Origin of the sequence: Ruegeria sp. (assembly GCF_965199275.1) — a bacterium.
Classification (GTDB): domain Bacteria; phylum Pseudomonadota; class Alphaproteobacteria; order Rhodobacterales; family Rhodobacteraceae; genus Ruegeria.
Genome location: NZ_CBDAQX010000022.1, coordinates 375,614 through 389,478 on the forward strand (window position 1 = coordinate 375,614; position 13,865 = coordinate 389,478).

Below are 13,865 nucleotides of genomic sequence, written 5' to 3' on the forward strand. Positions count from 1 at the left end.
ATGTGGCGCTTGCACCGCATTGCCTGATGTCTGCTCCTACCTAAAAAGTCCGCGCTTTAGGCGCGATTTTCTTGAGGCTGATGCCGCCCTGATCCTCGTTGGTCAGAGGATCAACGATCACCGGACGGTAACTGAGTTCAACCTTGTTACCCTCGACCCGGCTGACGGTGTGGACACGCCAGTTCTCGTCATCGCGCTCTGCGAAATCCTCATGCGCATGTGCGCCACGGGACTCTTTGCGTGCTTCGGCCCCCACTATGGTGGCCAGAGCGCTTGGCATCAGGTTGGTCAGTTCCAGTGACTCCATCAGGTCACTGTTCCAAACCAGAGACCGGTCCGAAACCTTCAGATCGTCCATCTTAGCCGCGATCGTCGTCATCTTTTCGACGCCTTCCGCCATGGTCTTTGCGGTCCGGAACACGGCCGCGTCCTGCTGCATGGTCTTTTGCATTTCAAGCCGAAGGTCAGCGGTCGGGACTGCGCCCGAGGCGTTCCGTACGGCGTCAAACCGATCAAATGCCTTGTCAACCGATGCCTGATTCAGCACAGGGTTCGGCGCGTCTGCGTCCACTACTTTACCGGCCCGGATGGCCGCCGCGCGACCAAAGACGACCAGATCGATCAGAGAGTTAGATCCCAGACGGTTGGCACCGTGGACCGAAGCACAGCCCGCTTCGCCCACTGCCATCAGGCCGGGAACAACTGCGGTTGGGTTGTCTGCAGTTGGGTTGAGAACCTCACCCCAATAATTCGTCGGAATACCGCCCATATTATAGTGCACGGTCGGCAGAACCGGGATGGGTTCCTTGGTAACGTCAACACCAGCAAAGACACGCGCCGATTCCGAGATTCCAGGCAGCCGTTCCGCCAGCGCCTCGGCTGGCAGGTGGCTCAGGTTCAAATGAATATGGTCCCCGTCATCGCCATGACCACGTCCTTCGCGGATCTCCATCGTCATTGAACGCGAGACATAGTCGCGCGGCGCCAAGTCCTTATACTGGGGCGCATAGCGCTCCATGAATCGCTCGCCTTCGGAGTTGGTCAGGTAACCGCCCTCACCCCTCGCACCTTCGGTGATCAGGCAACCCGAGCCGTAGATTCCAGTCGGGTGAAACTGAACGAACTCCATATCCTGCAGGGCCAGACCGGCACGGGCCACCATGCCGCCACCGTCGCCGGTGCAGGTATGGGCCGAGGTCGCGCTGAAATATGCACGACCGTAACCGCCGGTCGCCAGTACAACCATCTTGGCGTTGAAGACATGCATCGTGCCGTCGTCCAGCTTCCAGCAGACGACGCCCTGACACTGCCCGTCCTCGGACATGATCAGGTCGATGGCGAAATATTCGATGTAGAATTCAGCGTTGTTTTTCAGCGATTGTCCATAAAGCGTATGCAGGATCGCGTGACCGGTCCGGTCTGCGGCCGCGCAGGTACGCTGCACGGCAGGGCCTTCGCCAAACTCGGTGGTGTGACCGCCGAAGGGACGCTGATAGATTTTACCCTCTTCCGTACGGCTGAAGGGCACGCCGTAGTGTTCCAGCTCATAAACTGCCTTGGGAGCCTCGCGCGCTAGGTACTCCATCGCATCGGTGTCACCCAGCCAGTCCGAACCCTTTACGGTGTCGTACATGTGCCATTGCCAATGGTCAGGCCCCATGTTGGACAGGGACGCGGCAATACCACCTTGCGCGGCAACCGTATGTGAGCGCGTCGGGAACACTTTGGTGACACAGGCTGTGCGCAAGCCCTGCTCGGCCATGCCCAGTGTTGCCCGCAGACCGGCCCCACCTGCACCTACGACGACCACGTCGTATTCGTGGGTTTCATATTCATATGCTGCTGTCATTGTTCTTGTTCCTTATCGCGCGTCACAGGGCCAGCTTGACCAAGGCAAACAGCCCCGCAGCCATCAGCGTGTAACCAAGCGCCCACATCGCAACGAGAGAGATTTTCTCAAGAATGCCATGGATATAGTCTTCGATGGTTTCCTGCGCCTCATACATAAGCTGCTGCAGGCCCACGACCAGCGTCAGGGCGGTGACAATCGCAGGGAAGGGACGGCTGAAATAGGCCAGAACCTCTTCATACGTGCCGCCGAGGCCCATTCCGAAGGTGATGATAAATATGGGAACCAGCACGGTCAGGATCATCGCGCGCACCATGGTACGCCAATGGGTTTGTGTTCCCGATTTCCCTGCGCCCAGGCCCTGCGCGCGTTTGCGGTCGGTCAGATATCGCATGTCCGTCTCCTTAAACCACAAGCACGGTGAGAATGGTCAGGACGGTGGCCCCGATGAACATGCCCATCCCCAGCTTTTCCGAGGTGTTCACGTCGAGGCAGTAGCCGAAGTCCCAGAACACGTGACGCAGGCGGCCCAGCGTGTGATACCAAAGTGCCCAGGTCGCGACGATGAGGATCAGCTTACCGAACCAGCTGGTCAGGAACCCGTCGATCAGCGCAAATGCACTTTCCGAAGTTGACGCGGCCAGCAGCCACCAGACGACCAGAATGGCAACGGCAAACACCCCGAGGCCGGAAAACCGAACCATGATGGACGACATGGAAGTCATCTGCGGGCGATAGATCATAATATGTGGCGAGAGCGGGCGGTTGCCCCGATTGACATCGGCCATGGCGGCTCCTCTTACTTTGGCTACCAGACTTTTTACTTGTTTTTGCGCTTCTGTCACGTGCTGCACCTGCAAAAACAGGTAAAATTGCCTCAAAAACGGTGATTTTGACCAATTGTGATCACGCACTTTAAAAGTGTGATCACAAAATACAATACGATCATTCTATGTTAGCGTTTTCAACGTCGAAGCATTGTGATCACGAATCCCTGTAGATCAGCGAAAACCGGCAGATTGCTGCGTCACCTCGCGTAGCAGCTTTTTTCGTATGCGCTCCGGGTAATCTGCAAAACCCGAAGCCGACACGACAAAAGCCCCCTCTCCGAAAATAACGTTCTCAAAGAAATAGGCCGTCAGATCCGGTTCGCTTTCTTCGATGGCAATTGCGTTTACCGTCACACCTCGATCCTTCAGAAGGGTGTGAATCTGTGTCGGCTCAACCCCTTCGTTGGAAACCCCATCGCCCGAGATATCGATCAGCAGTCGCCTGCACTCTGCCACGTCGTCAAACCGCAGCAGGGTGGCTTCCAAAGCCTCTCCGATCGCAGTCGAGAAATTGCGCCAGACCCTTGGGTCCTGTGCAACTTGATCAGCGAACTTCTCCAGAGCAATAAAGCTGTCGATTTTCGTCCACGGGATCGTCACCCGCTGGCGGGATTCGCCTGTCCATTGCACCAACATCAATTGCGCATGACCGCGCACCAAGGCCTCGGACACCACGGGGTCGCGCAGCCCAGCGGCGAGGCCATCCATCTGAATGCGATATTCGCTGCTATCGACAGAGCCAGAGACATCCACTGCCAAGGCCAGCGCCAGATCGCACGCCCAGGCGGGGCGTGTAAGGCACAGGAAAAGGGTGAGAAAACGTAGAAACATGCCGCCACCCTAGCACGGATTGCGGTTGCTGTGTTCACATCACTGTAACCCGATTTCCTGACTTCCGACCTTTTTGTTGATCTGACTGGGTTTTTGGTTTGTTTTCAGGTGTGGTTGCTCAGAGGCGCGTTGTAGTGCCCCATTATTATAAAAAGTATTGACATGGGCCTTCAGATGGCTAACCTCTTCGCCCATGTTCATCCGCACCAAACATGACGCAAAGCTCAACCGCACACGGATCCAGATCGTTGAATCCGTCCGCACCGGCTCCAAGGTACGCCAGAAGATCCTGCGCCATGTGGGTGTGGCCCATAACGACAGCGAGATTGAGGATATCAAGCGTCTGGCGGGCCGCTTGATGGAGCAATTACGCATTGATCGCTCGCCGCAAATGGAACTGTTCACGCCCACGGAATATGCCGATCTGCAGGCGCTGGTGCGCCGCGCTCCGCGGCCGGACAAGCTTGGCGTTGATCTTGCCGAGTGCCGTGAGGAGGCGCGGGTCTCTCTGGGTCTGCGGGATGTCATGGGGACGATGTATGACCAACTGGGTTGGGGGGCCCTTCTGGGGGCGGCGCGTAAAAGTGCCAATCGCATTGTGAAAGAGCTGGTTATGGCGCGGATCGCACAGCCCGAGAGCAAGCGCGCGACCGTGGAGGCGTTGGAGAACCAGGCAGGCATCACGCTCAATCTGGACGTGGTCTATCGGAGCATGGATTACATCAATACGCCGGTGATAGACGGGATTTGCAAAACCTCTCACGCGGCGGCAGAGAAGTTGCTGGGCGGGCCAGTGACCGTGCTGTTCTACGATTGCACGACCCTGGCCTTTGACACCGAGCGCGAGGACCCGGCCGAGGATGCGGACGGGGTCGAGCAGGATCATCTTCTGGCCAAGGGCTTCAGCAAGGATGGCAAGCATCACCGCGCTCAGGTCATGCTGGCGCTGATCGTCACCTCCGATGGGCTGCCTGTGGGCTATGAACTCTTCCCGGGAAACACCTGGGAAGGTCATACGCTGGAAGCTGCGCTGAAGGCGTTGGAGGGACGCTTCGACGTGGCCAGGGTCACGTTCGTGGCCGATGCCGCCATGCTCAGCAAGGACAACCAGCAGATGTTGCAGAACAAGGGTCTGCCCTACATCCTCGGCTATCGCATGAAGTCCGCCCCGGCCGCCGTGAAGGCGAACATTTTGAGCCCGGAGGGACGCCAGCCTTGGGCTGGACACGGTTCTGAAGAGGCAACCGAGAAGGGCTGGTACAAGGTGATCGACCAGGAGGGAGCGCGGGTCATTGTGACCTGGTCACCCACCCGGGCACGCAATGATGCCCACAAGCGCGACAAGGCAATCGAAAAGCTGCACAAGAAGCTCAAGCGCTCTCGCAAACCCGGCAGCTTCAGCAGCCGGGGATATGGCCGCTTCCTGGCCTTCCCCGACAGCGGGGACGTCACGCTGGATGATGCAAAGATCAAGGCAGCGGCACAATGGGACGGGCTGCATGCCATTGTTGTTCATGGTGCGGACGAACTGGAGGCACAGGACGTCATTGCCCGCTATCACCAGTTGTGGGAGATCGAAGCCTGCTTCCGCACCAACAAGCACGATCTGAAAATCCGGCCCATCTATCACTGGTCGCCGCGTCGGGTCCGGGCCCATATCGCCATCTGCTACATGGCCTTCTGCTGCCTGCAGCACCTGCGCAAGCATCTGGACCTGCTCGGACACCCGATGAGCCCGGCTCGTATCCGCAACGAGTTGAACGCATTGCAGCTCTCGATCCTGCGCCACAAAGGCACCCCTGACCGCTACGGCATGCCAAGCCATGCCACGGTCGATGCCAGACGCATCCTCACCTGCGTCGGCCTGACCTGGAACGAAGCCCCTTTCAAGATACCCCCCGGGCGCACCCGAAAAACTGGCCAGACCAAAGCCTGAGCTCCCTCAACACTCCGAAACAATCGCTGGCGAAAAAAGTCCGTGTAGTGCCTTTTGGCAACCAAGGCATAATAATATCAATGACTTATACGAAAAAATGTCGGAAGTCAGGGGTGAGAAAACGTAGAAACATGCCGCCACCCTAGCACGGATTGCGGTTGCTGTGTTCACATCACTGTAACCCGATTTTAGCGTTTCGGGTTAAACCTGTGACACGAATACCCTGCCACGCTTGCAGCGTTCTCGGGACATTCGTGTCACTTGATGATTCAGGTAAACCCGAAACGCTTTAGATCGGCATCAAGGCCCAATAGTCGAGGTCCAGCAGCACATCCGACGTGTATTTTCCGTCTTCGCCGCGCAGCTCGAACGGCGCGCCGCCCTTGGTCGCCACCAGACGCAGACGGATCGCTCCTACCCCGGGTACGTCGGTTTCGGCCTTGTCCAAAACCTCGGACCACGCCTTGATCGTGTCTCCTGCGAAACAGGGGTTGGCATGTGCGCCGCCATTCAGACCCACGATCATCTGCGCATTGGCGAGGCCGTTGAACGACAAGGCCCGCGCCATCGAGATCACGTGGCCCCCATAGATCAGGCGGCCTTCAGGGCGGAAGGTCAGGTCGAAATGCACCTTGGCCGTGTTCTGCCATAGGCGTGTGGCCAACATATGCTCAGCTTCTTCCACCGTCACGCCGTCCACGTGGTCAATGGTCTCGCCGATCTCATAGTCGCCCCAACGATGCGGCTCACCCGCCAGAGTGAAATCGTAGTTCGAGAAATCCAGCCCCTCGGGGATGACCAGATCGCTCGGCTCCAACACTTTCTTCAGATCGGGCACGAGTGTTTCTGGTGCTGGCGCATCCGGGTTTGCCTTGCGCACCATCACCCAGCGGACATACTCTATCACCACTTCGTCCAACTGGTTCAGACCGCGCGTCCGCACCCAGACCACACCGGTCTTGCCGTTCGAGTTCTGCTTGACCCCGATCACCTCGGACACCGACCGCAGCGTGTCGCCCGCATGAACCGGCAGCAGCCAGCGCCCCTCGGCATAGCCCAGATTGGCCACTGCGTTCAGCGAGATATCGGGCACCGTTTTGCCGAACACCACGTGGAATGCCACCAGATCATCAATCGGGCTTTCCTGCAAACCACAGGCCCTCGCAAACTCATCCGAGGAATACAGCGCATGACGCGCAGGGTAGAGCGCATGGTAGAGGGCGCGCTCTCCTTCCGTCACGGTGCGAGGGACGGCGTGCGGCAGCACCTGCCCGACGGAATAATCCTCGAAAAATCGGCCCGGATTGGTTTTTGCCATTATTGCTGTCCCAGTTTCATCTCAGGTGAATAGTCCGCGTCGACCTCTTTAGTCACAGCCTGCGCGCACCGCATGACGTTTTTGGCCTGATCGAAGGCGTAGGAGGGATCGCCATAGAGCTCCCACCCTTTTGCCAAGGCGTCCGACACCTTGTGACAGAAGGCCGAGGTGTCCTCCTCGGTCAGCAGGCGATAGAGTTTTGCCATTCTTTCAGGTCCTTATCATCCGAATGGAGACGGGCCGACCAGCCCATGGATATAGCCGATCACACCCAGCAGAACGATCGAGGCAAAAAAGAACATCGCGTCCATGCCATAGGTGCCGAGTTCGCCAGGGGTCCAGTCGGGTTCGGATTTGTTGATCACGATCACCTCGACCACGGCCCAAGCCAGCAGACCACCGAATAGGATGATCGACGCCAGATCGCCATTCACCAGAAGATGCGCGAAGGCCCACAGCTTGAACCCGCCCAGCATCGGATGGCGCAGCTTGTGCAGCAGACGGCCTTTCTTAGGGGCCGGGCTCATCATGTAGATCGCGATCAGCACCAACAGGTTGTTGATATGGGTCATGAAGCTTGGCGGTGCCCAGACATAGATGAACTCGGTCATGCGATAGCCGAAGATCATCAGCAGGATCGCGGCCACCAGCGCCAGCGCCACAGCCCCTTTGCCGCCATCGCCCATAGCCGCGCGCTGCGCAGGCATGATGCGTTTGAACAGGTGTGCGGCCCACCATAGCGCCACACCAAGGATCAGAAGAACAAAGCCCATGCTGGCTTACCCCGCTTGCAAAGCTGAAATCGCCTCCGCTTTTGCCAGAATTTCGCGGGCAGTTACAACATGCAGGTTTTCGACGATCTTGCCGTCAACCACTGCAACACCCTGTCCTTGCGCCTCGGTTTCCTCAAACGCGCTGATCTGACGGCGTGCGAGGTCGATCTCGTCATCCGACGGGGCGAAGGCTGCATTGGTGACCTCGATCTGCGCCGGGTGAATCAGCGTCTTGCCATCAAAGCCCATATCGCGGCCCTGTTCGCATTCCGCCGCCAAACCTTCTATGTCTTTGAACGCGTTGTAGACGCCATCAACAATGATCAGCCCTTCGGCCTTGGCTGCAAGCAGGCAAAGACCAAGTGAGGTCATCAGCGGCAGACGGTCCGGACGGAAACGCGTTTGCAGGTCCTTTGCCAAATCGTTGGTCCCCATCACGAAACCCGCCATAAGCGGATGCGCTGCAATCTCGGCTGCATTCAGCATACCGCGCGGGGTCTCCATCATGGCCCAGATCGGCAAATCCCCGGTGATCGCGGCCAAAGCATCCACATCCGCCGCCGAGTTCACCTTGGGCAACAGAACAGCATCGGCGTCCATCTCGCGCACGGCCTTGGCGTCATCTGCACCCCACGGAGTATCCAGCCCATTGATGCGCACGATCTTGACCCGAGGGCCGTATCCGCCAGCGGCCAGCGCTGCCTTGAGGGTTTCGCGTGCATTGGCCTTTTCGTCGGCAGACACCGCGTCTTCGAGATCGAAGATGATGGCGTCAACTGGCAAGGTGCGGGCCTTGACCAACGCCCGGTCACGCGAACCGGGAATGTAAAGAACCGAGCGATATGGGCGCTGACGCGGGTGCATTGGCCTCTCCCGTTGAAATAATGTTGCGCAGAAAGGGGCATTTTTCTCAGGAAAGTTCAAGGTAAAAATCGCCGCAACGCAGCATTAATGACGCAACGCTCTTTACTTTAACGCAATATCGCCCTCTTGACCGCAGGCTTTGGGCGACTGGTGACAGATGGGGTCAGAGATGAAAAAGACAGTTTTGAAGATGACAATCGGGCTGGGAATCATGGTCCTCGCGGCGCAACAGGTTCAGGCGCAGGCCCGCAATTGCGCCCCTCGGGCCGATGTGTTGCAACGCCTTGCGGAAACCTATGGTGAAACGCGCCGGGGGATCGGCATTACCCGTCAGGGTGCGGTGATGGAGCTGTTCGCCTCGGACCAATCCGACAGTTGGACGATCACGGTGACCCTGCCGGACGGGATGACCTGCCTTGTGGCCTCGGGGCGGGCCTATGAGCAGATGGCCGATGTCCTGCCGCCAAACACCTAAGTCAGTGCGTCCCAGATCAGCTTGCCTCCGGTCAGGGTCAGCAACACATAGGCGATACCAAAGAACAGGCGTTCGGACAGCATGAAATGCGCCCGGACGCCCAACCAGGCCCCCAATATGGCGAACGGGGTCAGTAGAAGATCCGCCAGCGCCGTGTGCCAGGTGAACAGGCCGAGATAGGCGTAGGGCACGAATTTCGCCGCGTTGATCACCCAGAACACCAAAACTGTCGAGGCCTGAAACTCGGTCTTCGACAGGCGCTGGGACAACAGATAGACAGCTGCCGGGGGACCTCCGGCATGGCTGACAAAGCTGGTAAACCCGGCCACAAGCCCCGCGAACAGACCGGCAGAGGCAGGTAACCGGCGGGTGAAACCGCGTATCCAGCCTTTGCTTTGGGCGACGTGCCAGATCACGAACCCGATCGAGATCCCTCCGATTAGCAGGCGCAGAAGGTCGTCATCTGTCACGCGGTATAGCCAGGTGCCCAGCAGAACACCCGGAACCGCGCCCAGGATCAGCAGACGTGAATCCGGCCAGCTCCAGCGTTTCCAATAGGGTCCCAGCGTGGCCACGTCGATCACCATCAGGATCGGCAGCATCAGCGCCAACGCCTGCCCCGGAGTCAGTATCAGAGCCAGAATCGACGACGATGCAAAGGCAACGCCCGAGCCGAACCCACCCTTCGAGATGCCCGCAAAGATCACCGCCGGGATCGCGACTGCAAAAAACATCAGGTTCAATTCAAACATGCAGCGTCCCGGGAATTGGCTTGATTCACAGGCGGTTTAGCGCAACCGGATTGGGGATGGCAAACGGTATGCGGTGGCATGCCGCGCCGCAGGACCCTTGCGCAAAAGCCATTTAACGACTAGCAAACCCGCGATTTCAATACCGACCGGAGATATTCCAAATGGCCAGACCCAAGATTGCGCTGATCGGCGCTGGGAACATCGGCGGCACGCTTGCGCATCTTGCAGCTGTCAAAGAACTCGGTGACGTCGTCCTGTTTGACATCGCTGACGGACTGCCTCAGGGCAAGGCGCTCGACATCGCCGAGTCCGGCCCGTCCGAAGGCTTTGACGCCGCAATGTCAGGTTCTAGCGACTATGCGGACATCGCAGGCGCAGACGTGTGCATCGTAACCGCAGGTGTCGCCCGCAAACCGGGGATGAGCCGCGATGACCTACTGGGCATCAACCTGAAAGTCATGAAGTCGGTCGGCGAAGGCATCGCAGCCCACGCGCCGGACGCGTTCGTGATCTGCATCACCAACCCGCTGGACGCGATGGTCTGGGCTCTGCGCGAATTCTCGGGCCTGCCGCACAACAAGGTCTGCGGCATGGCGGGCGTTCTGGATTCGGCCCGTTTCGCACATTTCCTGTCGGAAGAGTTCAACGTCTCGATGCGCGACGTCACCGCCTTTGTTCTGGGCGGCCACGGCGACACAATGGTGCCGTCGGTGCGCTATTCGACCGTCGCCGGCATCCCGCTGCCCGATCTGGTCGAGATGGGCTGGACCACGCAAGAGAAACTGGACGCCATCGTTCAGCGTACCCGTGACGGCGGCGCCGAGATCGTTGGCCTGCTGAAAACCGGCTCGGCCTTCTATGCGCCTGCGACCTCGGCAATCGAAATGGCCGAAGCCTACCTGAAAGACCAGAAGCGCGTTCTGCCTTGCGCGGCCTATTGCAACGGCGAGTTCGGCGTTGACGGCATGTATGTCGGCGTTCCTACCGTCATCGGCGCCGGCGGCATCGAGCGTATCGTCGACATCAAACTGAACGAAGACGAACAAGCGGGCTTTGAAAACTCGGTCAACGCCGTGAAGGGCTTGATTGAGGCTTGCAAGGGCATCGACGGCTCGCTGGCTTAAAAGCAGGACTTGAGACACAATCGGGCGGGCCTTTCGGTCCGCCCGTATTAATTCGACGCTACCTGCCCTCACCCGCGATTGCTTCGACTTGGGGCAACCCACCATAGTGCGCGGCAAGTCGTTGCTCGGTGCTGATGACTCGCTGCTGGGAAAGCGGCTCATAGTCTGATGGTTGGTTCATTTCGAAAAAATGTGTGCCGCCTTCCCCTAAAAATGGCACCTTTGCGCAATTAGCCGATGCCTTTTGGACAATGTCAAAAACAGGCAGGCAACCTCTGCGTTCGGCCTCATCGAACCGCAAAGACAATTCTATAAGCCGTCGACTGTTGAAAGGTGAAAGATAGAAGTGCTGCCACAAGGCGGGAAAAGATGCTCCGACTGTCGAATTATAGTAGACTTCCAGAAACATAAAGTCGGCTGCTTTTTCCATGGCATTGTATGGGAGAGTCGCTTGCCAAGCAAAAAAATCTCCTTCGAAATGCGCACAGATATCTGAATTGTACGATCGCCGAGGCACAATGAGCATCCGTTCAATCTGCCATTCCGCGTCACTCCACATGGCCTTGGGCTTAAACACATAAACAGCACGTAAAAGGTCGGTTTGATGCCCCCTCAAGATAAGGTGATCGGACGGAATAGCGTTGGTTGCTCCGGTCACATACTCTTTTGGAGGGGCGGTATCGGACCCGTGCGAAATCTGATAAGCTTGCGCCAGAAATCTCTGCTCCCAGCGCTTAGTTTCCTTCCCAAAACGCGTTCCCAAAACGACATGCGGAGTGTTTAGGCTTTTGGCAACCGCAGCACCGACATGGGCGTCTACTTTGGAATTGTAGTTTTTCACATGCGTGTAGAAAAAAGGAATTTTGTGCAAACTTTCGCGGCCAACTGCCGCCAAAATTCGACTATCTCTTCCTCCCGTAATCGGCATGGCGCATTTGTGGCGTTCGGCGATCTTATCAATGTTGAAAGCCAGTCGCTCGGTGATTTCGTCGTAGGTTTCGGCATGGTTCGAATTTTCAAGCGAGAACACCTCATCCCTAGGCCAGAACCTTTCAACGTCAAATGTGTTTAGGTTCAGGTAGAAATTTGGGTTCAACCGCTTCACCTTTTCATCACAAGTGTGAAATAGCGAATACCGCGTGGGAAGTTCGGCTAAACAGTCCGCTTGATATCGAATATTTGGAACAACCTCTCGGTCAATCGCGAGCAGCGGTGAACTTGCGACGCGCCGCGCGTCGCGTTCGTAAACCGCGCCAATCATTCCAACTGGATCGGTATGCAGGCGCTCCTCACCGCCGATCTGCAGGAAAAAGGCGAACCGGCCTGCACACTCGTTCAAGTATCGCTCGAATTTTCTCCATGCATCGCCGTCTCGGGTCGTAAACGGCAGCATTTCATCGCCATCGATCAAACCTTCCGGACCAACAGCGACCCCCAGCAAATAGCCAACCACGAGCCCATCCGAATCCTCTAGTTCGCAAACTGGAAGATCCTGCCCGACATGCAGTTGTGACGCACCAAATTTCAAGCTCTTCAAAAAGCCGACCCTAAGTCCGGTTTTGTCCAGAACATATTGGAACCTGAATACCTCGGGCAGGTAACGTCGCTTAAGTCTCCAAAGCCGTTCCGCCTCAAGCATTGATCACTCCAAAATCAGGTACACTATTCGCATATCCTCTATAGGCAATGCCAACTGGCCAAGAAAGTGATTTTGCGCCAAAGCTGCGAAGGTCCAAAAAATGTAGATAGAATCAGTCTGAATGTTTGTGATCACACCTTAAAATACTGTGATCACAAATCGGAAAAATCTTCACTAAAAAACGCTCTACGGTCAAAAAAGCCTTTATAATTGCGCCCTAGACACCTCTATATCGGTTTAATCGTAGTCAGACGGGACAATTTCGATGAACATTCACGAATACCAAGCCAAGGCGCTTCTTCGCAGCTATGGCGCTCCGGTCTCCGACGGTCGCGCGGTTCTGCGCGCCGAGGAAGCCAAAACCGCAGCCGGTGAACTGGACGGCCCTCTTTGGGTTGTGAAGGCGCAGATCCACGCAGGTGGACGTGGTAAAGGCAGCTTTAAAGAGGCCGACGCAGGTGAAAAGGGCGGTGTCCGTCTGACCAAGTCGGTTGAAGAAGCGGCCGAGGAAGCAAAGAAGATGCTGGGTCGCACTCTGGTCACCCACCAGACCGGCCCCGCGGGCAAGCAGGTCAACCGCATCTATATCGAAGCCGGTTCCGGCATCGAGCGCGAACTGTACCTGGCTCTGCTGGTGGATCGCCAGACCAGCCGCATCTCTTTTGTCTGCTCGACCGAAGGCGGCATGGATATCGAAGAAGTGGCCGCGTCCACGCCCGAAAAAATCCTCTCCTTCTCGGTGGACCCTGTGACCGGTTATCAGGCCTATCACGGCCGCCGCATCGCGTTCTCGCTGGGTCTGGAAGGCGCTCAGGTCAAGCAATGTGTGCGCCTGATGGGCATCCTCTACAAAGCCTTCGTCGAGAAGGACATGGAGATGCTGGAGATCAACCCGCTGATCGTCTCAGACAGCGGCGAGCTCAAAGTACTGGACGCCAAGCTGGGCTTTGACGGCAACGCGGTTTACCGCCACCCCGACATCGCGGAGCTGCGCGACGAGACCGAGGAAGACCCCAAGGAACTCGAAGCCTCCAAGTACGATCTGAACTACATCGCGCTGGACGGTGAGATCGGCTGCATGGTCAATGGTGCTGGTCTGGCGATGGCAACGATGGACATCATCAAGCTCTACGGTGCCGAGCCTGCCAACTTCCTCGACGTGGGCGGCGGTGCGACCAAAGAGAAAGTAACAGAGGCGTTCAAGATCATCACCTCGGACCCGAACGTCAAAGGCATTCTGGTCAACATCTTCGGCGGCATCATGCGTTGTGACGTCATCGCCGAGGGCGTTGTTGCCGCGGTGAAAGAGGTCGGCCTGCAGGTTCCGCTGGTCGTACGTCTGGAAGGCACCAATGTCGAGAAGGGCAAAGAGATCATCAACACCTCTGGCCTGGATGTAATCGCGGCCGACAACCTGAAAGACGGTGCCGAGAAGATCGTGAAAGCCGTGAAAGGCTAAGCCCAATTCCGTGGA

General features: G+C 57.5%; 15 protein-coding genes. 4 read left to right on the plus strand and 11 right to left on the minus strand.

Features of this window, described 5'->3' with window-relative positions; translation table 11 throughout:
* Window positions 1-40: 40 nt before the first annotated feature.
* The 5 genes from sdhA to ACOERD_RS21585 form a co-directional block, all read right to left on the minus strand.
* On the minus strand, window positions 41-1,849 hold the full coding sequence (gene sdhA, locus ACOERD_RS21565; protein WP_170691492.1) for a succinate dehydrogenase flavoprotein subunit: 1,809 nt from the start codon (window positions 1,847-1,849) through the stop codon (window positions 41-43).
* A gap of 22 nt (window positions 1,850-1,871) precedes the next feature.
* Window positions 1,872-2,243 (minus strand): succinate dehydrogenase, hydrophobic membrane anchor protein, encoded by a 372-nt coding sequence (locus tag ACOERD_RS21570; protein WP_170468973.1) that lies wholly within the window; start codon window positions 2,241-2,243, stop codon window positions 1,872-1,874.
* A gap of 10 nt (window positions 2,244-2,253) precedes the next feature.
* Entirely contained in the window at window positions 2,254-2,637 is a 384-nt protein-coding gene (gene sdhC / locus ACOERD_RS21575; RefSeq protein ID WP_170378960.1) for a succinate dehydrogenase, cytochrome b556 subunit, read from the minus strand.
* A gap of 213 nt (window positions 2,638-2,850) precedes the next feature.
* Window positions 2,851-3,510 (minus strand): DUF1194 domain-containing protein, encoded by a 660-nt coding sequence (locus ACOERD_RS21580; protein ID WP_419740404.1) that lies wholly within the window; start codon window positions 3,508-3,510, stop codon window positions 2,851-2,853.
* Window positions 3,511-3,549: 39 nt separating this feature from the next.
* A complete protein-coding gene (locus ACOERD_RS21585; protein WP_419740405.1) occupies window positions 3,550-3,711 on the minus strand; it encodes a hypothetical protein in 162 nt (53 codons plus the stop codon).
* Between ACOERD_RS21585 and ACOERD_RS21590 the strand changes: the two genes are divergently transcribed.
* Window positions 3,704-5,446 carry an IS1634 family transposase gene (locus tag ACOERD_RS21590; RefSeq protein WP_419737624.1) on the plus strand — a complete coding sequence of 581 codons (1,743 nt, stop codon included), beginning with the start codon at window positions 3,704-3,706 and terminating at the stop codon, window positions 5,444-5,446. The genes ACOERD_RS21585 and ACOERD_RS21590 overlap by 8 nt on opposite strands.
* 289 nt (window positions 5,447-5,735) lie before the next feature.
* Here the strand turns inward: ACOERD_RS21590 and ACOERD_RS21595 are convergent, their stop codons facing one another.
* From ACOERD_RS21595 to ACOERD_RS21610, 4 genes are read right to left on the minus strand one after another with little or no spacing between them, the layout of a single operon-like run.
* Window positions 5,736-6,764: a MaoC family dehydratase gene (locus ACOERD_RS21595; RefSeq protein WP_419740406.1), complete on the minus strand. Its 1,029-nt coding sequence runs from the start codon at window positions 6,762-6,764 to the stop codon at window positions 5,736-5,738.
* Window positions 6,764-6,970: a DUF1737 domain-containing protein gene (locus tag ACOERD_RS21600; protein WP_419740407.1), complete on the minus strand. Its 207-nt coding sequence runs from the start codon at window positions 6,968-6,970 to the stop codon at window positions 6,764-6,766. The genes ACOERD_RS21595 and ACOERD_RS21600 overlap by 1 nt, the downstream gene beginning before the upstream one ends.
* A 15-nt stretch (window positions 6,971-6,985) precedes the next feature.
* Entirely contained in the window at window positions 6,986-7,537 is a 552-nt protein-coding gene (locus ACOERD_RS21605; protein ID WP_419740408.1) for an NnrU family protein, read from the minus strand.
* A 6-nt stretch (window positions 7,538-7,543) separates the two neighbouring features.
* Window positions 7,544-8,401, minus strand: a complete 858-nt coding sequence (locus ACOERD_RS21610; RefSeq protein WP_419740409.1) for an HpcH/HpaI aldolase/citrate lyase family protein — start codon at window positions 8,399-8,401, stop codon at window positions 7,544-7,546.
* 169 nt (window positions 8,402-8,570) lie between these two features.
* Between ACOERD_RS21610 and ACOERD_RS21615 the strand changes: the two genes are divergently transcribed.
* Window positions 8,571-8,876 (plus strand): hypothetical protein, encoded by a 306-nt coding sequence (locus ACOERD_RS21615; RefSeq protein WP_419740410.1) that lies wholly within the window; start codon window positions 8,571-8,573, stop codon window positions 8,874-8,876.
* Here the strand turns inward: ACOERD_RS21615 and ACOERD_RS21620 are convergent.
* A complete protein-coding gene (locus ACOERD_RS21620) occupies window positions 8,873-9,628 on the minus strand; it encodes a sulfite exporter TauE/SafE family protein (RefSeq protein ID WP_170661187.1) in 756 nt (251 codons plus the stop codon). The two genes, ACOERD_RS21615 and ACOERD_RS21620, sit on opposite strands and share 4 nt — an antisense overlap.
* Window positions 9,629-9,789: 161 nt before the next feature.
* On the opposite strand from ACOERD_RS21620, the gene mdh reads away from it, so the two are divergent.
* Window positions 9,790-10,752 (plus strand): malate dehydrogenase, encoded by a 963-nt coding sequence (mdh, locus tag ACOERD_RS21625; protein WP_170378975.1) that lies wholly within the window; start codon window positions 9,790-9,792, stop codon window positions 10,750-10,752.
* Window positions 10,753-10,810: 58 nt separating this feature from the next.
* On the opposite strand, the gene ACOERD_RS21630 is transcribed toward mdh, so the two are convergent.
* Complete coding sequence (locus ACOERD_RS21630; RefSeq protein ID WP_419740411.1) at window positions 10,811-12,391, minus strand: hypothetical protein; 1,581 nt, start codon at window positions 12,389-12,391, stop codon at window positions 10,811-10,813.
* 265 nt (window positions 12,392-12,656) lie between these two features.
* Here ACOERD_RS21630 and sucC point away from each other — a divergent pair, with 265 nt between their 5' ends.
* A complete protein-coding gene (sucC, locus tag ACOERD_RS21635) occupies window positions 12,657-13,850 on the plus strand; it encodes an ADP-forming succinate--CoA ligase subunit beta (protein WP_170378977.1) in 1,194 nt (397 codons plus the stop codon).
* The last annotated feature ends 15 nt before the right edge of the window (window positions 13,851-13,865 follow it).

Coding starts and splice junctions, on each gene's coding strand:
- sdhA (WP_170691492.1), bottom strand. CDS start 1,849: ATGACAGCAGCATATGAATATGAAACCCACGAATACGACGTGGTCGTC.
- ACOERD_RS21570 (WP_170468973.1), bottom strand. CDS start 2,243: ATGCGATATCTGACCGACCGCAAACGCGCGCAGGGCCTGGGCGCAGGG.
- sdhC (WP_170378960.1), bottom strand. CDS start 2,637: ATGGCCGATGTCAATCGGGGCAACCGCCCGCTCTCGCCACATATTATG.
- ACOERD_RS21580 (WP_419740404.1), bottom strand. CDS start 3,510: ATGTTTCTACGTTTTCTCACCCTTTTCCTGTGCCTTACACGCCCCGCC.
- ACOERD_RS21590 (WP_419737624.1), top strand. CDS start 3,704: ATGTTCATCCGCACCAAACATGACGCAAAGCTCAACCGCACACGGATC.
- ACOERD_RS21585 (WP_419740405.1), bottom strand. CDS start 3,711: ATGAACATGGGCGAAGAGGTTAGCCATCTGAAGGCCCATGTCAATACT.
- ACOERD_RS21595 (WP_419740406.1), bottom strand. CDS start 6,764: ATGGCAAAAACCAATCCGGGCCGATTTTTCGAGGATTATTCCGTCGGG.
- ACOERD_RS21600 (WP_419740407.1), bottom strand. CDS start 6,970: ATGGCAAAACTCTATCGCCTGCTGACCGAGGAGGACACCTCGGCCTTC.
- ACOERD_RS21605 (WP_419740408.1), bottom strand. CDS start 7,537: ATGGGCTTTGTTCTTCTGATCCTTGGTGTGGCGCTATGGTGGGCCGCA.
- ACOERD_RS21610 (WP_419740409.1), bottom strand. CDS start 8,401: ATGCACCCGCGTCAGCGCCCATATCGCTCGGTTCTTTACATTCCCGGT.
- ACOERD_RS21615 (WP_419740410.1), top strand. CDS start 8,571: ATGAAAAAGACAGTTTTGAAGATGACAATCGGGCTGGGAATCATGGTC.
- ACOERD_RS21620 (WP_170661187.1), bottom strand. CDS start 9,628: ATGTTTGAATTGAACCTGATGTTTTTTGCAGTCGCGATCCCGGCGGTG.
- mdh (WP_170378975.1), top strand. CDS start 9,790: ATGGCCAGACCCAAGATTGCGCTGATCGGCGCTGGGAACATCGGCGGC.
- ACOERD_RS21630 (WP_419740411.1), bottom strand. CDS start 12,391: ATGCTTGAGGCGGAACGGCTTTGGAGACTTAAGCGACGTTACCTGCCC.
- sucC (WP_170378977.1), top strand. CDS start 12,657: ATGAACATTCACGAATACCAAGCCAAGGCGCTTCTTCGCAGCTATGGC.